Origin of the sequence: Paraburkholderia fungorum (assembly GCF_046026025.1) — a bacterium.
GTDB lineage: Bacteria > Pseudomonadota > Gammaproteobacteria > Burkholderiales > Burkholderiaceae > Paraburkholderia > Paraburkholderia fungorum_E.
In genome coordinates, this window is sequence record NZ_JAQQFL010000027.1 from 113263 (window position 1) to 130379 (window position 17117).

Annotated in this window: 15 protein-coding genes, 1 tRNA gene and 1 pseudogene; 4 read left to right on the forward strand and 13 right to left on the reverse strand. The window is 63.4% G+C overall.

Annotated elements, in window-relative coordinates; translation table 11 throughout:
- The first annotated feature begins 29 nt into the window (after nt 1–29).
- The 4 genes from mreC to rodA all read left to right on the forward strand — a co-directional run bounded on the left by mreC (nt 30) and on the right by rodA (nt 5237).
- A complete protein-coding gene (gene mreC / locus PQR67_RS26295; RefSeq protein ID WP_408465599.1) occupies nt 30–1130 on the forward strand; it encodes a rod shape-determining protein MreC in 1101 nt (366 codons plus the stop codon).
- Complete coding sequence (gene mreD, locus PQR67_RS26300) at nt 1127–1639, forward strand: rod shape-determining protein MreD (protein ID WP_097390898.1); 513 nt, start codon at nt 1127–1129, stop codon at nt 1637–1639. Before mreC ends, mreD begins: the two co-directional genes overlap by 4 nt.
- A gap of 141 nt (nt 1640–1780) precedes the next feature.
- Nucleotides 1781–4078: a penicillin-binding protein 2 gene (gene mrdA, locus PQR67_RS26305; protein WP_408465601.1), complete on the forward strand. Its 2298-nt coding sequence runs from the start codon at nt 1781–1783 to the stop codon at nt 4076–4078.
- A gap of 10 nt (nt 4079–4088) precedes the next feature.
- The gene (gene rodA / locus PQR67_RS26310; RefSeq protein ID WP_408465603.1) at nt 4089–5237 is read left to right on the forward strand and encodes a rod shape-determining protein RodA; all 1149 of its coding nucleotides are present in this window, start codon (nt 4089–4091) and stop codon (nt 5235–5237) included.
- A 134-nt stretch (nt 5238–5371) separates the two neighbouring features.
- Here rodA and PQR67_RS26315 read toward each other — a convergent pair whose 3' ends face one another.
- The 13 genes and pseudogenes from PQR67_RS26315 to PQR67_RS26375 form a co-directional block, all read right to left on the reverse strand.
- Entirely contained in the window at nt 5372–6076 is a 705-nt protein-coding gene (locus tag PQR67_RS26315; RefSeq protein ID WP_408465605.1) for a tetratricopeptide repeat protein, read from the reverse strand.
- Entirely contained in the window at nt 6073–6834 is a 762-nt protein-coding gene (locus PQR67_RS26320; RefSeq protein ID WP_408465607.1) for an HpcH/HpaI aldolase family protein, read from the reverse strand. The genes PQR67_RS26315 and PQR67_RS26320 overlap by 4 nt, the downstream gene beginning before the upstream one ends.
- Before the next feature lie 87 nt (nt 6835–6921).
- Entirely contained in the window at nt 6922–7365 is a 444-nt protein-coding gene (gene queD / locus PQR67_RS26325; protein WP_093634683.1) for a 6-carboxytetrahydropterin synthase QueD, read from the reverse strand.
- Between the two features lie 9 nt (nt 7366–7374).
- Nucleotides 7375–8007, reverse strand: coding sequence for a 7-carboxy-7-deazaguanine synthase (gene queE, locus PQR67_RS26330; protein ID WP_408465609.1), 633 nt, complete (start codon nt 8005–8007; stop codon nt 7375–7377).
- Nucleotides 8008–8094: 87 nt separating this feature from the next.
- Complete coding sequence (gene queC, locus PQR67_RS26335; protein WP_408465611.1) at nt 8095–8826, reverse strand: 7-cyano-7-deazaguanine synthase QueC; 732 nt, start codon at nt 8824–8826, stop codon at nt 8095–8097.
- A gap of 427 nt (nt 8827–9253) precedes the next feature.
- A tRNA-Phe gene (locus PQR67_RS26340) sits at nt 9254–9329 on the reverse strand.
- A 117-nt stretch (nt 9330–9446) separates the two neighbouring features.
- The gene (esaR, locus tag PQR67_RS26345) at nt 9447–10136 is read right to left on the reverse strand and encodes a response regulator transcription factor EsaR (protein ID WP_120345790.1); all 690 of its coding nucleotides are present in this window, start codon (nt 10134–10136) and stop codon (nt 9447–9449) included.
- Nucleotides 10137–12551: a sensor histidine kinase gene (locus PQR67_RS26350; protein WP_408465614.1), complete on the reverse strand. Its 2415-nt coding sequence runs from the start codon at nt 12549–12551 to the stop codon at nt 10137–10139.
- A complete protein-coding gene (locus PQR67_RS26355; protein ID WP_408465616.1) occupies nt 12541–13140 on the reverse strand; it encodes a DUF4390 domain-containing protein in 600 nt (199 codons plus the stop codon). The genes PQR67_RS26350 and PQR67_RS26355 overlap by 11 nt, the downstream gene beginning before the upstream one ends.
- Nucleotides 13137–14576, reverse strand: a complete 1440-nt coding sequence (gene rsmB, locus PQR67_RS26360) for a 16S rRNA (cytosine(967)-C(5))-methyltransferase RsmB (protein WP_408465618.1) — start codon at nt 14574–14576, stop codon at nt 13137–13139. The genes PQR67_RS26355 and rsmB overlap by 4 nt, the downstream gene beginning before the upstream one ends.
- Before the next feature lie 158 nt (nt 14577–14734).
- The gene (htpX, locus tag PQR67_RS26365; protein ID WP_408465620.1) at nt 14735–15592 is read right to left on the reverse strand and encodes a zinc metalloprotease HtpX; all 858 of its coding nucleotides are present in this window, start codon (nt 15590–15592) and stop codon (nt 14735–14737) included.
- Between the two features lie 103 nt (nt 15593–15695).
- On the reverse strand, nt 15696–16337 hold the full coding sequence (locus tag PQR67_RS26370) for a LysE family translocator (protein WP_408465622.1): 642 nt from the start codon (nt 16335–16337) through the stop codon (nt 15696–15698).
- Between the two features lie 113 nt (nt 16338–16450).
- Nucleotides 16451–17071, reverse strand: a pseudogene (locus tag PQR67_RS26375) (methionyl-tRNA formyltransferase); the annotation flags it as partial.
- Nucleotides 17072–17117 lie beyond the last annotated feature (46 nt).

A 17117-nucleotide genomic window follows, 5' to 3' on the forward strand; every position in this document is an offset into this window, starting at 1 on the left:
CCCAACCGCTCACGCCCCCGGCGCCGACCATGGAATACAGTCCGCCGCCCCTGTTCAAGCAAGGCCCTTCCGCCCTCGCACGGCTGGTGTTTTTCGTCGTGCTGGCGCTCGCCTTGCTGATCTCCGATGCACGCTTCAAAACGCTCGAAATCGTTCGCGGCGTGCTCGGCGCGGGTCTTTATCCGTTGCAACGCGCCGCCCTCGTGCCGCGCGACATTTTCATGGGCGCCGCCGACCTGGCGGTGACCAGCGCCACCCTGCGCAGCGAGAACGACAAACTGCGCGCCAAAGATCTGCAACTCTCGCAGCAAGCCAATACGGCCGCCGAACTGGCCGCCGAAAACACTCATCTGCGCGCGCTGCTGCAACTCTCGCAGCGCTCGACCACGCAATCGCTGCCGGCTGAAATCCAGTACGACACGCGCGATCCGTTCACGCAGAAGGTCGTGATCGGCCGCGGTGCCCAGCAAGGCGTCCAGGACGGTTCGCCGGTCGTCAACGAAGACGGCGTGATCGGGCAAGTCACCCGTGTGTTCCCGCTGCAAGCCGAAGTGACGCTGCTTACCGACAAGGATCAGGCAGTGCCCGTGCAGATCGTGCGTACCGGCTTGCGCAGCGTGATTTACGGCACGCCGAAGGGCGATACGCTCGATCTGCGCTTCGTGCCGATCAGCGCCGACGTGCAAACCGGCGACGAACTCGTCACCAGCGGACTCGACGGCGTTTATCCGCCGGGGCTGCCGGTCGCCAAGGTCGTGCGGGTCGACAAGCAGGCCGATACGGCATTTGCGCGCGTGATCTGCTTGCCGGTGGCGCCGGTGCGCGGCGCGCGTCAGTTGCTGGTGCTGCACTATCTGAACAACGTGCCGCCACGGCCGGCGGAAGAGCCCGACGCGGCCACGACCGCCAAAGACCTGAAAGCGAAGAAGGGCAGCAAGGCCACCGCGGACAAATCCGCTGCGAAGCCTGCTGAAAAACCGGCCGCCCCTGCCAAGCCCGCTGAGAAACCGCCTGCCAAAACCACTGGCACGGAGAAGAAAGCCGCTACCGAAAAGAAGCCGGCCGCTGAAAAAGCTGACAAGGCCGAAAAGAGCACCAAGCCGCAAGCCACACCGGGGGCGCAGCCATGAACCGTCCGCAATATATTCTGCAGCCGGTCAATCCGTACTTCATCGCCTTCAGTCTCGCCGCGGCGTTCCTGTTGAACCTGATGCCGTGGGGACGCCTTGCCGGCGTGCCGGACTTCGTGGCGCTCGTGCTGCTGTTCTGGAACGTGCACCAGCCGCGCAAAGTCGGCATGGGCATCGCGTTCTTTCTTGGCTTGCTGATGGACGTGCACAACGCCAGTCTGCTCGGCGAGCACGCGCTGGCCTATACGTTGTTGTCGTATGGCGCGATTACGATCCATCGCCGGGTGCTGTGGATGTCGCTCGGCGTGCAGACTTTCGCGGTCATGCCGCTGCTGGTCGTCGCGCAACTGGTTCCGTTCGTGATCCGTCTGCTGACGGGCGCGGCGTTTCCGGGCTGGAGTTATCTGATCGACGGCTTCGTCGAAGCCGCGCTGTGGCCGGTCGCCAGCATGCTGCTGCTGATGCCGCAGCGCCGCCCGGCTGATCCGGACGATACGCGGCCGATTTAATCACGCATCGAGCCCGCCGGCTGTTCCGATGGAACCCGGTTACCCGGCCCGCTCGACGCGCCTCGCTGTTCATGCCTCCCGGTCCTGGCCGGTTTGGGCGCACACTCATGATGGCCGTCACACGGCCTTTTGCAGAATCGCATGACCGAATTCAAGGACACTCAGCAACAGCTCTCGAAGTTCCGCCTGCGCGTCGCGGCGGCGGGCGTGTTCGTGTTCGTCTGCTTCGGGCTGATCGGCTTCCGTTTCCTCGTCCTGCAGGTCTGGCACTACAGCAAGTACTCGCTGCAAGCCGACGAAAACCGCATCTCGGTCGCGCCGATCGTGCCGAACCGGGGCATCATCACCGACCGTAACGGGGTGGTGCTGGCCAAGAACTACTCGGCTTACACGCTCGAAATCACCCCGTCGAAGCTGAACGACACGCTCGAAAACGTGATCGACAATCTGGCCACCGTGGTCTCGATCGACGCACGCGACCGGCGCCGCTTCAAGAAGCTGCAGGAAGACTCGAAGAACTTCGAGAGCCTGCCGATCCGCACCCGCCTGACCGACGACGAAGTCGCGCGCTTCACCGCGCAACGCTTCCGCTTTCCGGGCGTGGAAGTGCGCGCGCGCCTGTTCCGCCAATACCCGCTTGGGCCCACTGCGGCACACGTGATCGGTTACATCGGCCGGATATCGCAGCGCGATCAGGACCGTATCGACGACGCCAGTGATCAGAACGACAGCGATCCGGACCACTATGATCCGCGCCTCGACGCGAACAACTACAAGGGCACCGACTACATCGGCAAGATCGGCGTCGAGCAGAGCTACGAGACAGAACTGCACGGCCAGACCGGTTTTGAAGAAGTCGAAGTAACCGCCGGTGGCCGGCCTGTACGCACGCTGTCGCGCACCCAGGCAACGCCGGGCAACAACCTCGAACTGTCGCTCGATATCGGTCTGCAGCAGGTCGCCGAGCAGGCCTTCGCCGGCCGCCGCGGGGCGCTGGTCGCGATCGAACCGGCAACCGGCGACGTACTGGCGTTCGTGTCGGCGCCGAGCTTCGATCCGAATTCGTTCGTCGACGGCATCGATCAACAGACCTGGGACGATCTCAACAATTCGCCCGACCACCCGCTCCTGAACCGCCCGCTGCACGGCACCTATCCGCCGGGCTCGACCTACAAGCCGTTCATGGCGCTCGCCGCGCTGACGCTGCATAAGCGCACGCCGGGCTGGGGCTTCCAGGATCCGGGCTCATACACGTTCGGCGGCCACACGTTCCGCAACGACGTGCGCTCGGGCCAGGGCTGGGTCGACATGAACCGCGCGATCGTCGTGTCGAACGACACGTATTTCTATATGCTCGCGCACGATCTCGGCGTCAATAACATCGCCAATTTCATGAAGCCTTGGGGTTTCGGCCAGATCACCGGTATCGACATTTCGGGCGAAGCGCGCGGCATCCTGCCGTCGACGGATTGGAAGCGCAAGGCGTACCGCAAGCCCGAGCAGCAGCGTTGGTACGAAGGCGAAACGATCAGTCTGGGCATCGGCCAGGGCTATAACTCGTTCACCATTCTGCAGCTTGCCCACGCCACGGCCACCCTCGCGAACAACGGCGTCGTGATGAAGCCGCACCTCGTGCGCGACATCGAAAATCCGATCACGAAAGAGACGCGCCCGGTCGTGCGCGATCCGAGCGACCGGATCGCCGTGAAGCAATCGGACATCGACTTCATCAAGCACGCCATGGAAGGCGTCGTGACCAACGGGACGGCCTCGAAGCTGTTCATCGGCGCGCCGTATCAGGCCGCCGGCAAAACCGGCACGGCGCAGGTCTACTCGTTGCAAGGCGCGAACTACAAGGGTCACGCGATCGCCGAGCATCTGCGCGACCACGCGCTCTTCATCGCCTTTGCGCCTGTCGATCAACCGAAAATCGCGGTCGCGCTGATTGTCGAGAACGGCGGCTGGGGCGCTGAAGCGGCCGGTCCGATCGCTCGCCGTGTGCTCGATTACTACCTGGTCGGCAAGAACAAGCCCGGCGCTGAAGCAGCGGCTGTCGCGGCGGCAGCCTCGGCAACCCAGGATGCGTCCGCGCCGGAAGTGGGTGGCGCACCGACGCCGCAGGACGCGGCGCAGCCGGTCAAGGTCGCGGCGGGCTTCACGCCGCTGCCGATGCCGGGCGCCGCTTCGGCGGCGGCTGCTGCTTCCGCTGCGGCGGCCGCATCGGCACCAGCGGCTGCATCGGCGGCTGTGACGGCAGCTTCCGCACCTGTCGCCTCCGCGCCAGCCGCGGCAAAAAGTCCGGCGCCGCGCAAATCCGGCGTCCCGCACAAACCCCGCCCAGGCAGCGAACCGGCATCGACCGCCGCCGCGCCGTCGCGGGACGACAGTATTCAGCCTACGTCGCCACGCCAGCCGGTTTCCGGCGGCATCGACGAGTAAGGAGAAAGGCATGCAATTCGACAAGCGCGCCTGGCTCGACCGCATCAAGCGGATGTTCGTGGGCTTCGACCGGCCGCTCGCCCTGGTCGTGTTTCTGCTGCTGTGTGTCGGTATCGTCACGCTATACAGCGCGACGCTGGACATGCCCGGCCGGGTGGAAGACCAACTGCGCAACATCCTGTTGACGTTCGTGCTGATGTGGGCCCTGGCCAACGTGCCGCCCACCACGCTGATGCGCTTCGCGGTCCCGCTCTATACGTTCGGGATCGCGTTACTGGTCGCGGTGGCGCTGTTCGGGCTCACACGCAAGGGCGCCAAACGCTGGATCAACGTCGGCGTGGTGATCCAGCCGTCGGAGATTCTGAAGATCGCCACGCCGCTGATGCTCGCGTGGTACTACCAGCGCCGCGAAGGCGTGATGCGCTGGTACGACTTTCTGGTCGGCTTCGTGATCCTGATTGTTCCGGTCGCCCTGATCGCCAAGCAGCCTGACCTTGGCACCGCCGTGCTGGTGTTTGCCGCCGGGTTCTTCGTGATCTACTTCGCGGGGCTCAGTTTCAAGCTGATCGTGCCGGTGCTGATTGCCGGCGTGATCGCAGTCGGTTCAATCGCGATGTTCCAGGACAAGATCTGCCAGCCGGAAGTGCAGTGGCCGCTGATGCACGACTACCAGAAGCACCGTATCTGTACGCTGCTCGATCCAACGTCCGATCCGCTCGGCAAGGGCTTCCACACCATTCAGGCGGTGATTGCAATCGGCTCGGGCGGCCCGCTCGGCAAGGGCTGGTTGAAGGGTACCCAGGCCCATCTGGAGTTCATTCCCGAGAAGCACACCGACTTCATTTTCGCGGTGTTTTCCGAGGAATTCGGGCTGGCGGGCGGGATCGTGCTGCTCACGCTTTATATGCTGCTGATCGCGCGCGGGTTGTATATCGCGGCCAATGGCGCGACGCTTTTTGGACGGCTGCTGGCCGGCTCGCTGACGATGGCGTTCTTCACCTATGCGTTCGTCAACATCGGCATGGTGAGCGGGATTCTGCCGGTGGTGGGCGTGCCGTTGCCGTTCATGAGTTACGGCGGCACCGCACTGACGACGCTGGGGGTCGCGATCGGCCTGATCATGAGCATCGCGCGGCAAAAGCGCTTGATGCAGAGTTAGCGCGGAGCAGCGCTCAGGCTGCGGAGCTGCCACGCGGCAAAACGCAGAATCACGGCCAGCCACAGAACGAAGTTTGAGTTAACAAAAGGGGCGCTCCATCAGGAGCGCCCCTTTTTCATTTACTGCTGTTCCATTTACTGCGGTTTCACTTCCTGCTGATCCCGCAACTGCGCGCTCAGTTGCTGATACTTGAGCTTCGCCGCGGGATCGCCCTGTGCCGCCGCTGCCGCGTAATAGGCACGCGCTACGTTCAGATTCTTGTCCACGCCGTCACCACCGCGTTCGTAGAACGAGCCGGTCACGTACTGCGCGGTCATGTCGCCGCCTTGCGCGGCCTTCTTGTACCAGACGAACGCCTGCCGGTTGTCGCGCCCCGTACCGCGGCCATCAAGGAACTGGTTGGCCAGCGCAAGTTCCGCCTGTACGTGTCCCTGCTGCGCGGCCTTCAGGAACCACCGGTGCGCCTCGACCGGATCACGGCCAACGAACTCACCGTCGTCGTACATCTTCCCGTACACGTACTGCGCGTGCGACATGTTGGCGTCGGCGGCTTTGCGCAGCCACTTTTTGCCTTCGTCGACATTGGCCGCGGTGCCTTCTCCGTTGAGCAACATCATCGCGTAGTTGAACTCGGCAAGCCGGCTGCCGCGCTCCGCTGCTTTACGGAACTCAGTAAGCGCCGCACTCAGATTGCCGGCGTTGTAATCGGCGACCGCGGTTTGCGTCTGCGGATCGTTCGACTTCGCGACACGGTTGTCCTGCGCATACGCCGTCGCGGTCGCCGTCAACGCCACCGCGACCGCCAGACGCACCGCGACGCACTGCACCATCCCCTTCATGTCCTCACCTCCTGCAACGCCTGGCGGGTCGCGCGCAACATCCACATGACGTCGGCGGCCAGGGCAATAAAACGAAAACCGGCATCGCGATGCTGCTTTGCGCCCGCGGCGTCCATGGCAAAAATTCCGCTGGCAATGCCGGCCTTGTCGGCGGCGCTGACAATACGCGCCATGGCCGCCTGCACGTCGGCATGTTTCGAATCGCCCAGATGGCCGAGGCTCGCGGCGAGATCGGCGGGCCCGACGAACAGGCAATCGACGCCCGGCGTCGCCGCGATCTTTTCGACTTCCTGCAAGCCGCGCGCGGACTCGATCTGTACGATGGTCGCGATCTGCGCGTTGGCGGTTTGCACGTAGTCGCGCCGCATGCCGTAGGAAGCCGCACGCACCACGCCAGCGACGCCGCGCTGACCGTCGAGCGCATCGGCGCTCGGATACTGTGTGAGACGCACGGCGTGCGCCGCCTCTTCTGCGGATTCGATATTCGGGAACATCAACGTGCGCGCGCCCGCGTCCAGTACGCGCTTGACGAGCCACGCCTCGCTGGCCGGCACGCGCACGACAGGTTCGCTCGGCAGATGCGCGGCGGCGATCGCGCGCAATTGCGACGTCACGTCGCCGCTATCGTTCGGCGCATGCTCCATGTCGATCAGCAGCCAGTCGAAACCGGCATGCGCGAGCGCCTCGGCCGCGGTATCGCTGCCGAGCGAAAGCCACAGGCCGAACTGCCTGCTGCGACGCAATGCGTTGACCGGCATGTCTCGCTCCGTGTGGTTATCGGAGCGATCATACCGTGACAATAACGTGGAGGTTGGGCCGCGAAATCGACTCGCGCGGCCCCGGGTTCAATCGCGAACCACGTCGGCCCAGCAATTCGGCGTCTCGAACAGACGCACTTTATGCAAACGCAGATTCACGCCGTAATGCGCGTCGTAGACATTCGCGAGGATGTCGAACGCGACGGCGGCAAGATTTTCAACGGTGGGGATGCGATCGAGCACAACGGTTTTGTGCCCCGCCATGGTTTCGAGAAAACCGCGCACCTGTGTATCGCCTTCGTAGACGAGGAACGCATGGTCCCATTTGTCGACCAGATGCTCGACCGCGAGCGACTTCACGTCGGCGAAGTCCATCACCATGCCGCGATCCGGCGCGCCTTCCGTGTCGACCAGGTCGCCTTGCAGCGTGATTTCGAGCACATAGCGGTGGCCGTGCAAATTACGGCACTGGCTGCGGTGATCGGGAATGCGGTGGCCCGCATCGAATTCGAGTTTTCGTGTAATCGTCAGCACGGCGAATCAGGGAATGTTCAGATACTTGTGGGTCTGCATCGACAGGCGCCATTGCGGATGGCGTTTGCACCAGTCGATCGCGAGCTTCGTGTTGAAATCGCGCGACGGGCCGTCCATCGGCTGGACGAGGAAATACTCGAAGTCGAGCTTCGCATACTCGGACAACCGCTGGTTGTCCTGCGGAATCACGACCTTCAATTCGTTGCCCTTGGTGACGACGAGCGGCGCGTCGGCCTTCGGGCTCACGCAGATCCAGTCGATCGTCTCGAGCACCGGCAGCGAACCGTTGGTTTCGATGGCGATTTCGAAGCCGGCTGCATGCAGCGCATCGACCAACGGCTGATCGATCTGCAACATCGGCTCGCCACCCGTGCAGACCACGAAGCGCTCGCCCTCGCCTTCCGGCCATTGCGACGCGATCATCCGCACCAGTTCTTCGGCGGTGCGGTACTTGCCGCCGTTCTCACCATCCGTTCCGACGAAATCCGTATCGCAGAAGCGGCACACAGCATCCGCACGATCTTCTTCGCGGCCCGACCAGAGATTGCAGCCGGCGAACCGGCAAAACACGGCCGGACGCCCGGCATTCGCGCCCTCGCCCTGCAACGTGTAGAAGATTTCCTTGACCGCGTAAGTCATGCTGCTGCCTGCCTTGTGTTCCTGCAAATAGTTGCCTGCGCCGCGCCCGTTCGCACGGCGCGCGAGCGTAAAACAGGCGTGAGAGCGTTAGACCGGCTCAGTCACCTTCTCGCCGGCCAGGTACGCTTCATAACCGCGCTTGCGCAAGCGGCACGCCGGGCATTCGCCGCAGCCGAAGCCCCATGCATGCAGTTCGGCGCGCTCGCCGACATAACACGTGTGCGTTTCGACCCGCACCAGTTCGACCAGTTCTTCACCGCCCAACTCGTGCGCGAGCCGCCACGTGTCGGCCTTGTCGAGCCACATCAACGGCGTTTCGAGCAGGAAGCGCGAGTCCATACCGAGGTTCAGCGCGACCTGCAAGGCCTTCATCGTGTCGTCGCGGCAATCGGGGTAGCCCGAGAAGTCCGTCTCGCACATGCCGCCGACCAGCACCTGCAAACCACGCCGATAAGCAATCGCGCCTGCAATCGTCATGAACATCAGATTGCGGCCCGGCACGAACGTATTCGGCAAACCGTTGGCGGTGGCGTGGATCTCGATCTCGCGCGTCATCGCGGTATCGCTGATCGAACCGAGCACCGACAGGTCGATCATGTGATCTTCGCCGAGACGGTCGGCCCACGCCGGAAAGGCACGCGTGACAGCGTTGCGGAACCCTTCGCGGCATTCGAGTTCGACTCGGTGCCGCTGACCATAATCGAAGCCTAGCGTCTCAACCGTTTCATAACGTTCAAGCGCCCAGGCGAGGCACGTGGCGGAATCCTGGCCGCCGGAAAACAGCACCAGAGCGCTACGTTTAGCGTCTTTGCGGATCACCGTGAAACTCCGTGAATGATGAGTGCCACGTCGCGCTGCGCGAGGTGCGCCATGCAAGCAACGCGGCGCGACGCGTGCCGGCACTGCTGCCGGCCCAAAGCAGTATAGGCCGCGGCTTCCGCATGCAGAGTCGCTGGGCGCTTATACCGTTAATCGTCGGGCGAAGAATCTGGCACCTGTTGCGGCCTTGCCGTGTTGCGGCGGAGTGCGCAAAAGGCCCAGTTTCGGGATACGAAAAGACGTGCCTGGTGCGGTGCCGCACCCATCGCGCGCCCGCACGCAAGTCCTTGAACTGGCGCGATTTTATCACGCGACGCCCAATGCCGCCGAGCACGCCCATTGCAGTGGCGCACAAGCGATGCCACCACGGGTGGCGTCCGTAAAAGGAAAAGCCCCAGGAATCTTGCGATTTCCTGGGGCTGAATCCTGGTGGCCTGGGACGGAATCGAACCATCGACACGCGGATTTTCAATCCGCTGCTCTACCAACTGAGCTACCGGGCCAACGAAGAACGAAATGATATCAAAGGGTCAGCAGCACGGCAAGCCCCTTCTCGAAAAAATCCGCCACGGCCGAGTCTGCGCGCATGCGCAGGGGGGCACGGCGGGTCGCGGTGCTGCTCACTCTCCTTTGTTCTTACCGAGATCGACACCGAGCTGCTTGAGCTTGCGATACAGGTGCGTACGCTCGAGGCCGGTCTTCTCCGCAACGCGCGTCATGCTGCCATTCTCGCGCGCGAGGTGATATTCGAAGTAAGCGCGCTCGAACGCATCGCGCGCGTCGCGCAACGGGATGTCGAACGAAATCGACGCCGTTTGCGCAGCCAGCGCGCCGCTGCCCATGCCATCCGACGACAGCATCGGCAACGCGGCCGCCGATGCCACGGCCGAAGCACTGACCGGCAACACCTGCTTGGCCACCGCACCGCCCGGTGCACTTGCCGCATTGCCGCGCGCAAGGCCTTGCTCGACCGCCTTCAGCAGCTTCTGCAACGCAATCGGCTTCTCGAGAAAATTGAGTGCGCCGATCTTGGTCGCTTCAACTGCCGTATCGATGGTTGCATGACCGGACATCATGATCACCGGCATGGTCAGTTGCCCTTGCGCGGCCCATTCTTTGAGCAAGGTGACACCGTCGGTATCCGGCATCCAGATGTCGAGCAGCACCAGGTCCGGCGCCTGGCGCAAACGGAATTCGCGCGCTTCCTGCGCGTTTTCCGCTGCTTCCACGACATGCCCCTCGTCGCTCAGGATCTCCGAGAGCAATTCCCGGATGCCCATTTCATCATCTACCACCAGGATGGTTGCCATTTACGCTGCCCTTGTCTGCACTGTTGCTTTTGTCATTCCCTGCGACGCATTGCCATGCGCCGGCCGCAGCCCTGCTCCAGGTGCTGCGGCATCGTCTGCCAACTGAAGGAAGAGGATCGATATCTGCGCGCCTTCGATCACATCGCCCGCTTTCATGCGGTTGCGGATATCGATGCGCGCACCGTGTTCGTCGACGATCTTCTTGACCATCGCAAGACCGAGACCTGTACCTTTGGCCTTGGTTGTCACGTAAGGTTCGAATGCACGTGTGAGGATACGCGCCGAGAAGCCCGGTCCGTTATCCGACACTGTCAGACGCACCGCGACGCGTACCTTGCCTTCCGCGTCGGGGTCTCCGTATTCTACTGTCCTCGTCTCGAGCAACACATGCGGTTGCTCGAGGTCGGCCACGGCATCCTGCGCATTCTGCAGCAGGTTGTGAATCACCTGTCGCAATTGTGTCGCGTCGCCGCGAATCGCCGGCAGATCCGCGAGTTCCACCTGAATCGCGCCCTTGCCTTCTTCAATACCGTACAGCGTGAGCACTTCGCTGACCAGTTCGTTCAGTTGCAGATGCGCGAGCACCGCCGGTGGCGTGCGCGCATAGTCGCGGAAATTGTCGACCATCTGCTTCATCGCCGCGACCTGGTTGACGATCGTGGTCGCGCCACGTTTCAACACATCGGCATCCGACGGCGACAGCTTGTCGGCGAGCTTCATCTGCAAACGCTCGGCGGAAAGCTGGATCGGCGTGAGCGGATTCTTGATCTCGTGCGCAAGACGCCGCGCCACTTCGCCCCAGGCGATCGAACGCTGCGCGGAGATCACGTCCGAAATATCGTCGAACACGACCACGTAGCCGGACGTCTGCATATCTTCCGCGTCGCGATCGGTAGCGGACACAAGACGCGCGCCGCGCACAAGCAAGGTGAGCGGCTCGGTTTCGCCTGGCACCTGCACCGAAAACTGCTGCTGCCAGTGGCCACGGTCGTCGTGACCGTCGCCGCTTGCGGCTTCGCGGTCGGCAAACGCCTTGCGCACCATTCCGCCGAATTCGCTCAACACACCGATTTGCTCAAGCGCCGAACCCTGCACTTCCTGGAACTGCTGACGGAAAATCCGCTCGGCGCCGCGGTTTGCCGTGGTGAGACGGAACTGCCGGTCGAACACGAACACGCCTGCGGTCAGATTCGCGAGAATGCTTTCCAGATAGGCCTTGGAATGTTCGAGCGCGATGCGGTTGTTCTCGACCGCCGCACGCGCCTCAGACAACTGCCGCGTCATCGCGTTGAACGACTGCGTGAGAAAGCCCAGTTCGTCGCGCGATTTGATTTCACGCTTCGGCGTGTAGTCGCCCTCGGTCACCTCCTTGGTGCCCTGCGCGAGCAGGAACAAGGGCCGGGCCAGCTGATTGCCGAGCGCGAGCGCCAGCATCATCGCGATGAAAGTGGCGAGGAACAGCGCAAGCGTCAGCGTGCCGATGTACATCTTGCGCAAGCCGGTGCGGCCCAGCGCCTTCTCCTGATACTCGCGATAGGCCCGCTGCACCGCGTCGGCGTTACGGGCGAGCGACGGCGACACCGGCTGCGTAAGTTGCAGGAAGCGCTCGGCGGGCTGCAGCAGCGACGCGTTCGAATCGGGAATGCGCTGCACGACACGCAGCCGCAGCGCGCCCTTGCCGCCATGCGCGTTCGGATCGCCGTCGACTTCACCCTCGATCGCCGCATAGCCGCGGCCACGCGCCTGATCGATCATCAACGGCGTGGGCAAGTCGTTCGACACGAGCGTCGCGTAATTGCCGGATGCCTGCGCGACCACGTGCATGTCCGGTGTCGCGCCCGACATGCTGCGCGTGGGTTCGACGATCGTCGCGTCCTGCACGCCGAACTGATCGCGCAAACGCAGGAGCGTAAGCGTGGTGCCGGCGGCATCCGCACTCGCCAGCTGCTCGGACATCAAGCGGCCCTTGGTCTGCAGATCGGACAGCGACGCGTCGAGCATGCCGCGGCCGAGATTCAGACCCGAGGTCAACGCGGTTTCGACGTTCACGTCGAACCACGACTCGATACTGCGCGACACGAACTGGTACGAGACGACGTAAATGATGCCGCCCGGCACCACGCCGACCAGCGCCATGAAAAACGCGAGTTTCGCTAACAGCCGCGTGCCGAACTTACCTTTTCTAAGCCGCGCAATGATGATGATGACGAGCGTCGCCACCACCAGCAAAAAGATCATCGCGACCACGAGGTTGGCCGCGTACAGCCACTGGTAATAGCGGTCGAAAAATTCGGTATTCGCGCTCGCGGCTGCAAGCAGCACGAGCAGCAGCACGGCCGTTACGGCGACCGTGGACACCAGCACGCGCACGACGATGCTGCTGACACTGGTGGCGCGGCGCACTCTATTTAGCACGTTCGGTCACCGTGAAGGTAAAGCGCTTCCAATCCGAGGAAAGGCTCCAGTCGCGGTTGTTCACCGCGTCGATCTGGAACGGCTTGGGCATCAGCGCGATGTCGAGTTGCATGCGCACCGACGCGTTGTACGTCTCCCCGGCACGCACCTGAGCGCGGTCGATCACGTGCCACGACGTGATGTGCTTGATCACGGCGAGCGCATCCTTGAGCGTGGTGAAACCGAGCTGCAATCCGCCCGACGACACGCTCGACACCCGGTACTCACGCGTGAGCGGCTGGAACGACAGGCGAATGCTCTGCGACACGCTGACTGGCTGCTCGTCGAACCAGTACCAGCGTGGCCGGCTCAGCTCGAAGTCGGTCGTGAAATACAGCGGAATCCCCTTGTTGACGGCGTCTTCGAGATTGCTGTTCAGGTCGAAGTCGAAACGCGCGTCGAGGTTCCAGCCGGTGTTGTCCGATTGCAGCGAGGCGCGCTGGACCGCAATCGAATCGGCATACGCCGCGCCCGGCACGGCGAGCCATACGGCCAGCGCGATCCAGAGCACGGCAGCGAGCCGAAGCGGGAAGAAGCGTTTGATGGTCACCGTTTCTGAAAGCGCGCGTAGAAAAATCCGTCGTGGTCTGAGTTCGAGCCGGCGCTATCTTCAGCGGCATCTCCGGCAGAGGACCCGGCCGATGTGTCGGCGGGCGCGCGGGCAACTGAGGGCAAAAGTTGCCCCGGCGCGTCCAATCGTACCGCATCCTGATACTTGTTTCCAAACCACTGTGCCTGCAACTCGCCTTCTTCGGGGAAGATCGAACACGTAACGTAGAGCAACTCGCCGCCTGGTTTCACGAGCGGCCAGAGGGCATCGAGAATGCGGCGCTGCTCGGCGACCAGCGCGGGAATATCCGACGCGCGGCGTAGCCAGCGAATATCCGGATGACGCCGCACGATGCCCGAGGCCGAACACGGGACGTCCGCCAGAATGCGGTCGAACGGCTGGTCGACGTCGTCGTGCCATTTTGCCGGCGCGCCCGCGTCGCCGATACGCACTTCCGCTTCGAGCTTGAGCCGCAGCAAATTTTCACCGATGCGACGCGCGCGTATCGCGTCGCTTTCGAGCGCCACGAGCTGCAGGTTGGCGAGTTCGAGCAAATGGCCGGTTTTGCCGCCAGGCGCCGCGCACGCGTCGAGCACGCGCATGCCGTCACGCACGCCGAGCAGTTGCGCGGCGAGTTGCGCGCCGGCATCCTGCACGGACACGACGCCGTCGTTAAAGCCGGGGATGCGGTCGACCGGCATCGCCGTGCCGAGCTTGACGGCGTACTCGCCGGCTCTGCTCGCGGCGATGTGATGGTCTTGCAGCACTTGCAGATAGGCATCGACTGTCGAACGGCGCGCGTTCACGCGCAACGTCAGCGGACCTTGCGTATTGCCGGATGCAAGCACCGCTTGCCATGCCCCCGGCCACGCGCCTCTCACCGCATCGATCCACCACGCCGGGTAGTTCCAGCGCGCGACTTCGTCGGCTTGCGCCGCGCCCAGCAGCGCCTCGCGCTCGCGCAGGAAATTGCGCAGCACGGCATTGACGAGGCCCTTTGCGAACGCGAATTCACGACGCGCGGCGATGGCGCTCACCGCCTGATCGACCACCGTGAACGGCGCATAGGCGGCGTTTGCTTCGTCGTCGACCAGCAAGGCGAGCGCACAGGCAAGCACATGGCCGACGTGCGGCGGCGGCGCTTTCTTCACGAGCTTCGCGATCAGCCACTCGGCGGTCGCCAGACGCCGCATGGTGCGGTACGCGATATCCTGCACGGCTCCGCGTGCAGCGGCGGCGTTGCCTTCAGGCGCACCGACGAATACCGATTGCAGCGCGGCGGGCAAAGCTGCACCGTGGCGCACAGCGCCGACAGCCTGGCCCGCGCAGTCGAGTGCAAAGCCGAGCGATTCGGGCGCGAGGTGCAGCATCGACAGACGGGATTCGCGCGGACGCGCCGACGGAGTAGCAGAACGCGAAGAAGGCTTTGGAGTCATGAAAAAGGCAAAGGCAGGCCGCGCGGTGCGCGCAACGCAAACAACATACATTGTAGCGTGGTGCGGGACGGGGGCCGCCAAGCGCGGAGCGGGGATGCCGCTCAAACAAAAAAGGCGAGCCCGCAGACTCGCCCTTCGTCGCCCCGATCAGTGAACCGTTACTCGAAGCGCCCCGTACGCGCCATTTCCATCAAGCGCGCGATGCGCTCCTCAGTGGCCGGGTGCGTCGAGAACAGATTCGCGATGCCCCCGCCCGACAGCGGATTCATGATCATCATCTGCGCGGTGGCCGGATGCTGCTCGGCCGTGGGAAACGGAATCCCGCTTGCGTAGCGATGGATCTTGTCGAGCGCCGAGGCGAGCGCCTGCGGGTCGCCGGATATCTGCGCGCCGCCGCGGTCCGCTTCGAATTCACGTGCACGCGAAATCGCCATCTGAATCAGCGCGCCGGCGATCGGCGCGAGCAATGCAACGGCGATGCCGGCGATCGGGTTCGTCGGACGGCCGTTTTCGTCGCGGCTGCCAAAGAACATCGCGAAGTTCGCCAGCGCGGAAATGGCACCCGCCATGGTTGCCGAAACCGTGGAGATCAGGATGTCGCGGTGCTTGACGTGCGCCAGTTCGTGCGCCATCACACCGCGCATTTCGCGCTCGGACAACACGCGCAGAATCCCGGTGGTGGCGGCGACGGCGGCATGCTCCGGGTTGCGGCCGGTGGCGAACGCGTTCGGCGCGTCTTCGTTGATCAGATAGACGCGCGGCATCGGCAGATTCGCGCGGGTGGCGAGCTCGCGCACCATGCGATAAAACTGCGGCGCACTGTTTTCGTCGACTTCCTGCGCGTTGTACATGCGCAGGACCATCTTGTCCGAGAACCAGTAAGAAAAGAAATTCATCCCAAGGGCGATCACGAGCGCGATCATCATGCCGCGCGACCCGCCGATCATCCCGCCGATCACGATGAAAAGGGCCGTGATCGCGGCCATCAACATCGCGGTTTTGACCCAATTGAACATGTCTGCCACTCCTTGCCCTAACGCGGTTTCATATCTGCGCCGCATGATCGCGGCGGCTGATTGTAAGCGAAATGTTAGATATGGGCGCGCGAGGAAAATTCAATCATCTTGATGCGGTGGCGAGCTTGAGGCCCAAGCCGACGAATGCGCTGCCGACGCCGCGGTCCAGCCACTTCTTCACCGACGGTTTGCCGGAGAAACGGCGGGTCACACTACCGGCAATCCACGCGACAAAGCTGTTCCAGACCATGCTCATCATGACGAAGACCACGCCGAGCGCGAGAAACGCCAGTGCCTTATGGTCGCTGCCGGTTGTGACGAATTGCGGAAAAAACGACACGAAGAACAGCACGACCTTGGGGTTCAGCACATTGGTCCAGAAGCCCTGCAGGAACAACTGACGCAGCGATTTCGGCGCACCGGCCGCGCGCGCTTCGCCCGCCGCCTGGTCAGCCGCCGGCTTGGCGAAAATCAGACGCACGCCGAGATAGATCAGATAAATGGCGCCAACGAACTTGATGACCGTGAACGCGCTGGCCGAAGCAGCCAGCAACGCCGTCAAACCGAACGCACAGGCAAGCGAATGAACGCAGCAACCGGCGGAGATGCCAAGCGCGGACATCAGGCCTGCGCCACGGCCCTGGGCGACACTGCGCCCGACGATGTAAGCCGTATCGGGACCGGGCGTCACGTTCAGTAGAAAGACCGCGACGACGAAAAACTCGAAATGGGTGATGCCAAACATGGGGATCCTCTAAGCACAGGCTGTCGCATAGAGGATTCTAACGCGCCGCAGGCTCGCGGCGGCGCTCTTGAACATCGGCCGAATGGGCGATGTTCAAGGTAGGCGCACGTCGGTTATTTTGCTTCGGGAAGCTGGAAACGCTGACCGGCCGCCAGCGTCGCGCCGGTCAGGAATTCGCGCACCGGTAAGCGCTTGCCGCCGGGTTTTTGCAGTTGCGTGAGACGCAGTGCGCCTTCACCACAGGCAACCACGACGCCTTCGGACGAAACGCCAACGATCGTGCCGGGCGCGCTGCTGCCTTGCGGCTCGACCGGAACCGCCGCCCAGATCTTGATCGACGTGCCGTCTTCCAGCGTGCCTACGCCACCGGGGAACGGGTCGAACGCACGCACCTGACGCGCCAGAACTGCGGCCGGCTTACGCCAGTCGAGCGCAGCCTCGTGCTTGCCGATTTTTTCCGCATAAGTCACGCCGTCCGCCGGTTGCGGCGTTGCAGCCAGCTTGCCGCTGCGCTCGAGCTCGATCAGCGCTTCGACGATCAGCTTCGCGCCGTCTTGCGCGAGACGGTCGTGGAGGACGGCCGTGGTGTCGGCGCCGGAAATGGGCGTACGCGCGACGGAGATCATCGCGCCCGTGTCCAGGCCCGCGTCCATCTGCATTAGCGTGATGCCGGTTTCAGCGTCGCCCGCCTCGATCGAGCGGTGAATCGGCGCGGCGGCGCGGCCCCCCCGCCACAAATAATCCTTAAAATTTTATTAAACCAACCCCCGAATAAAAATC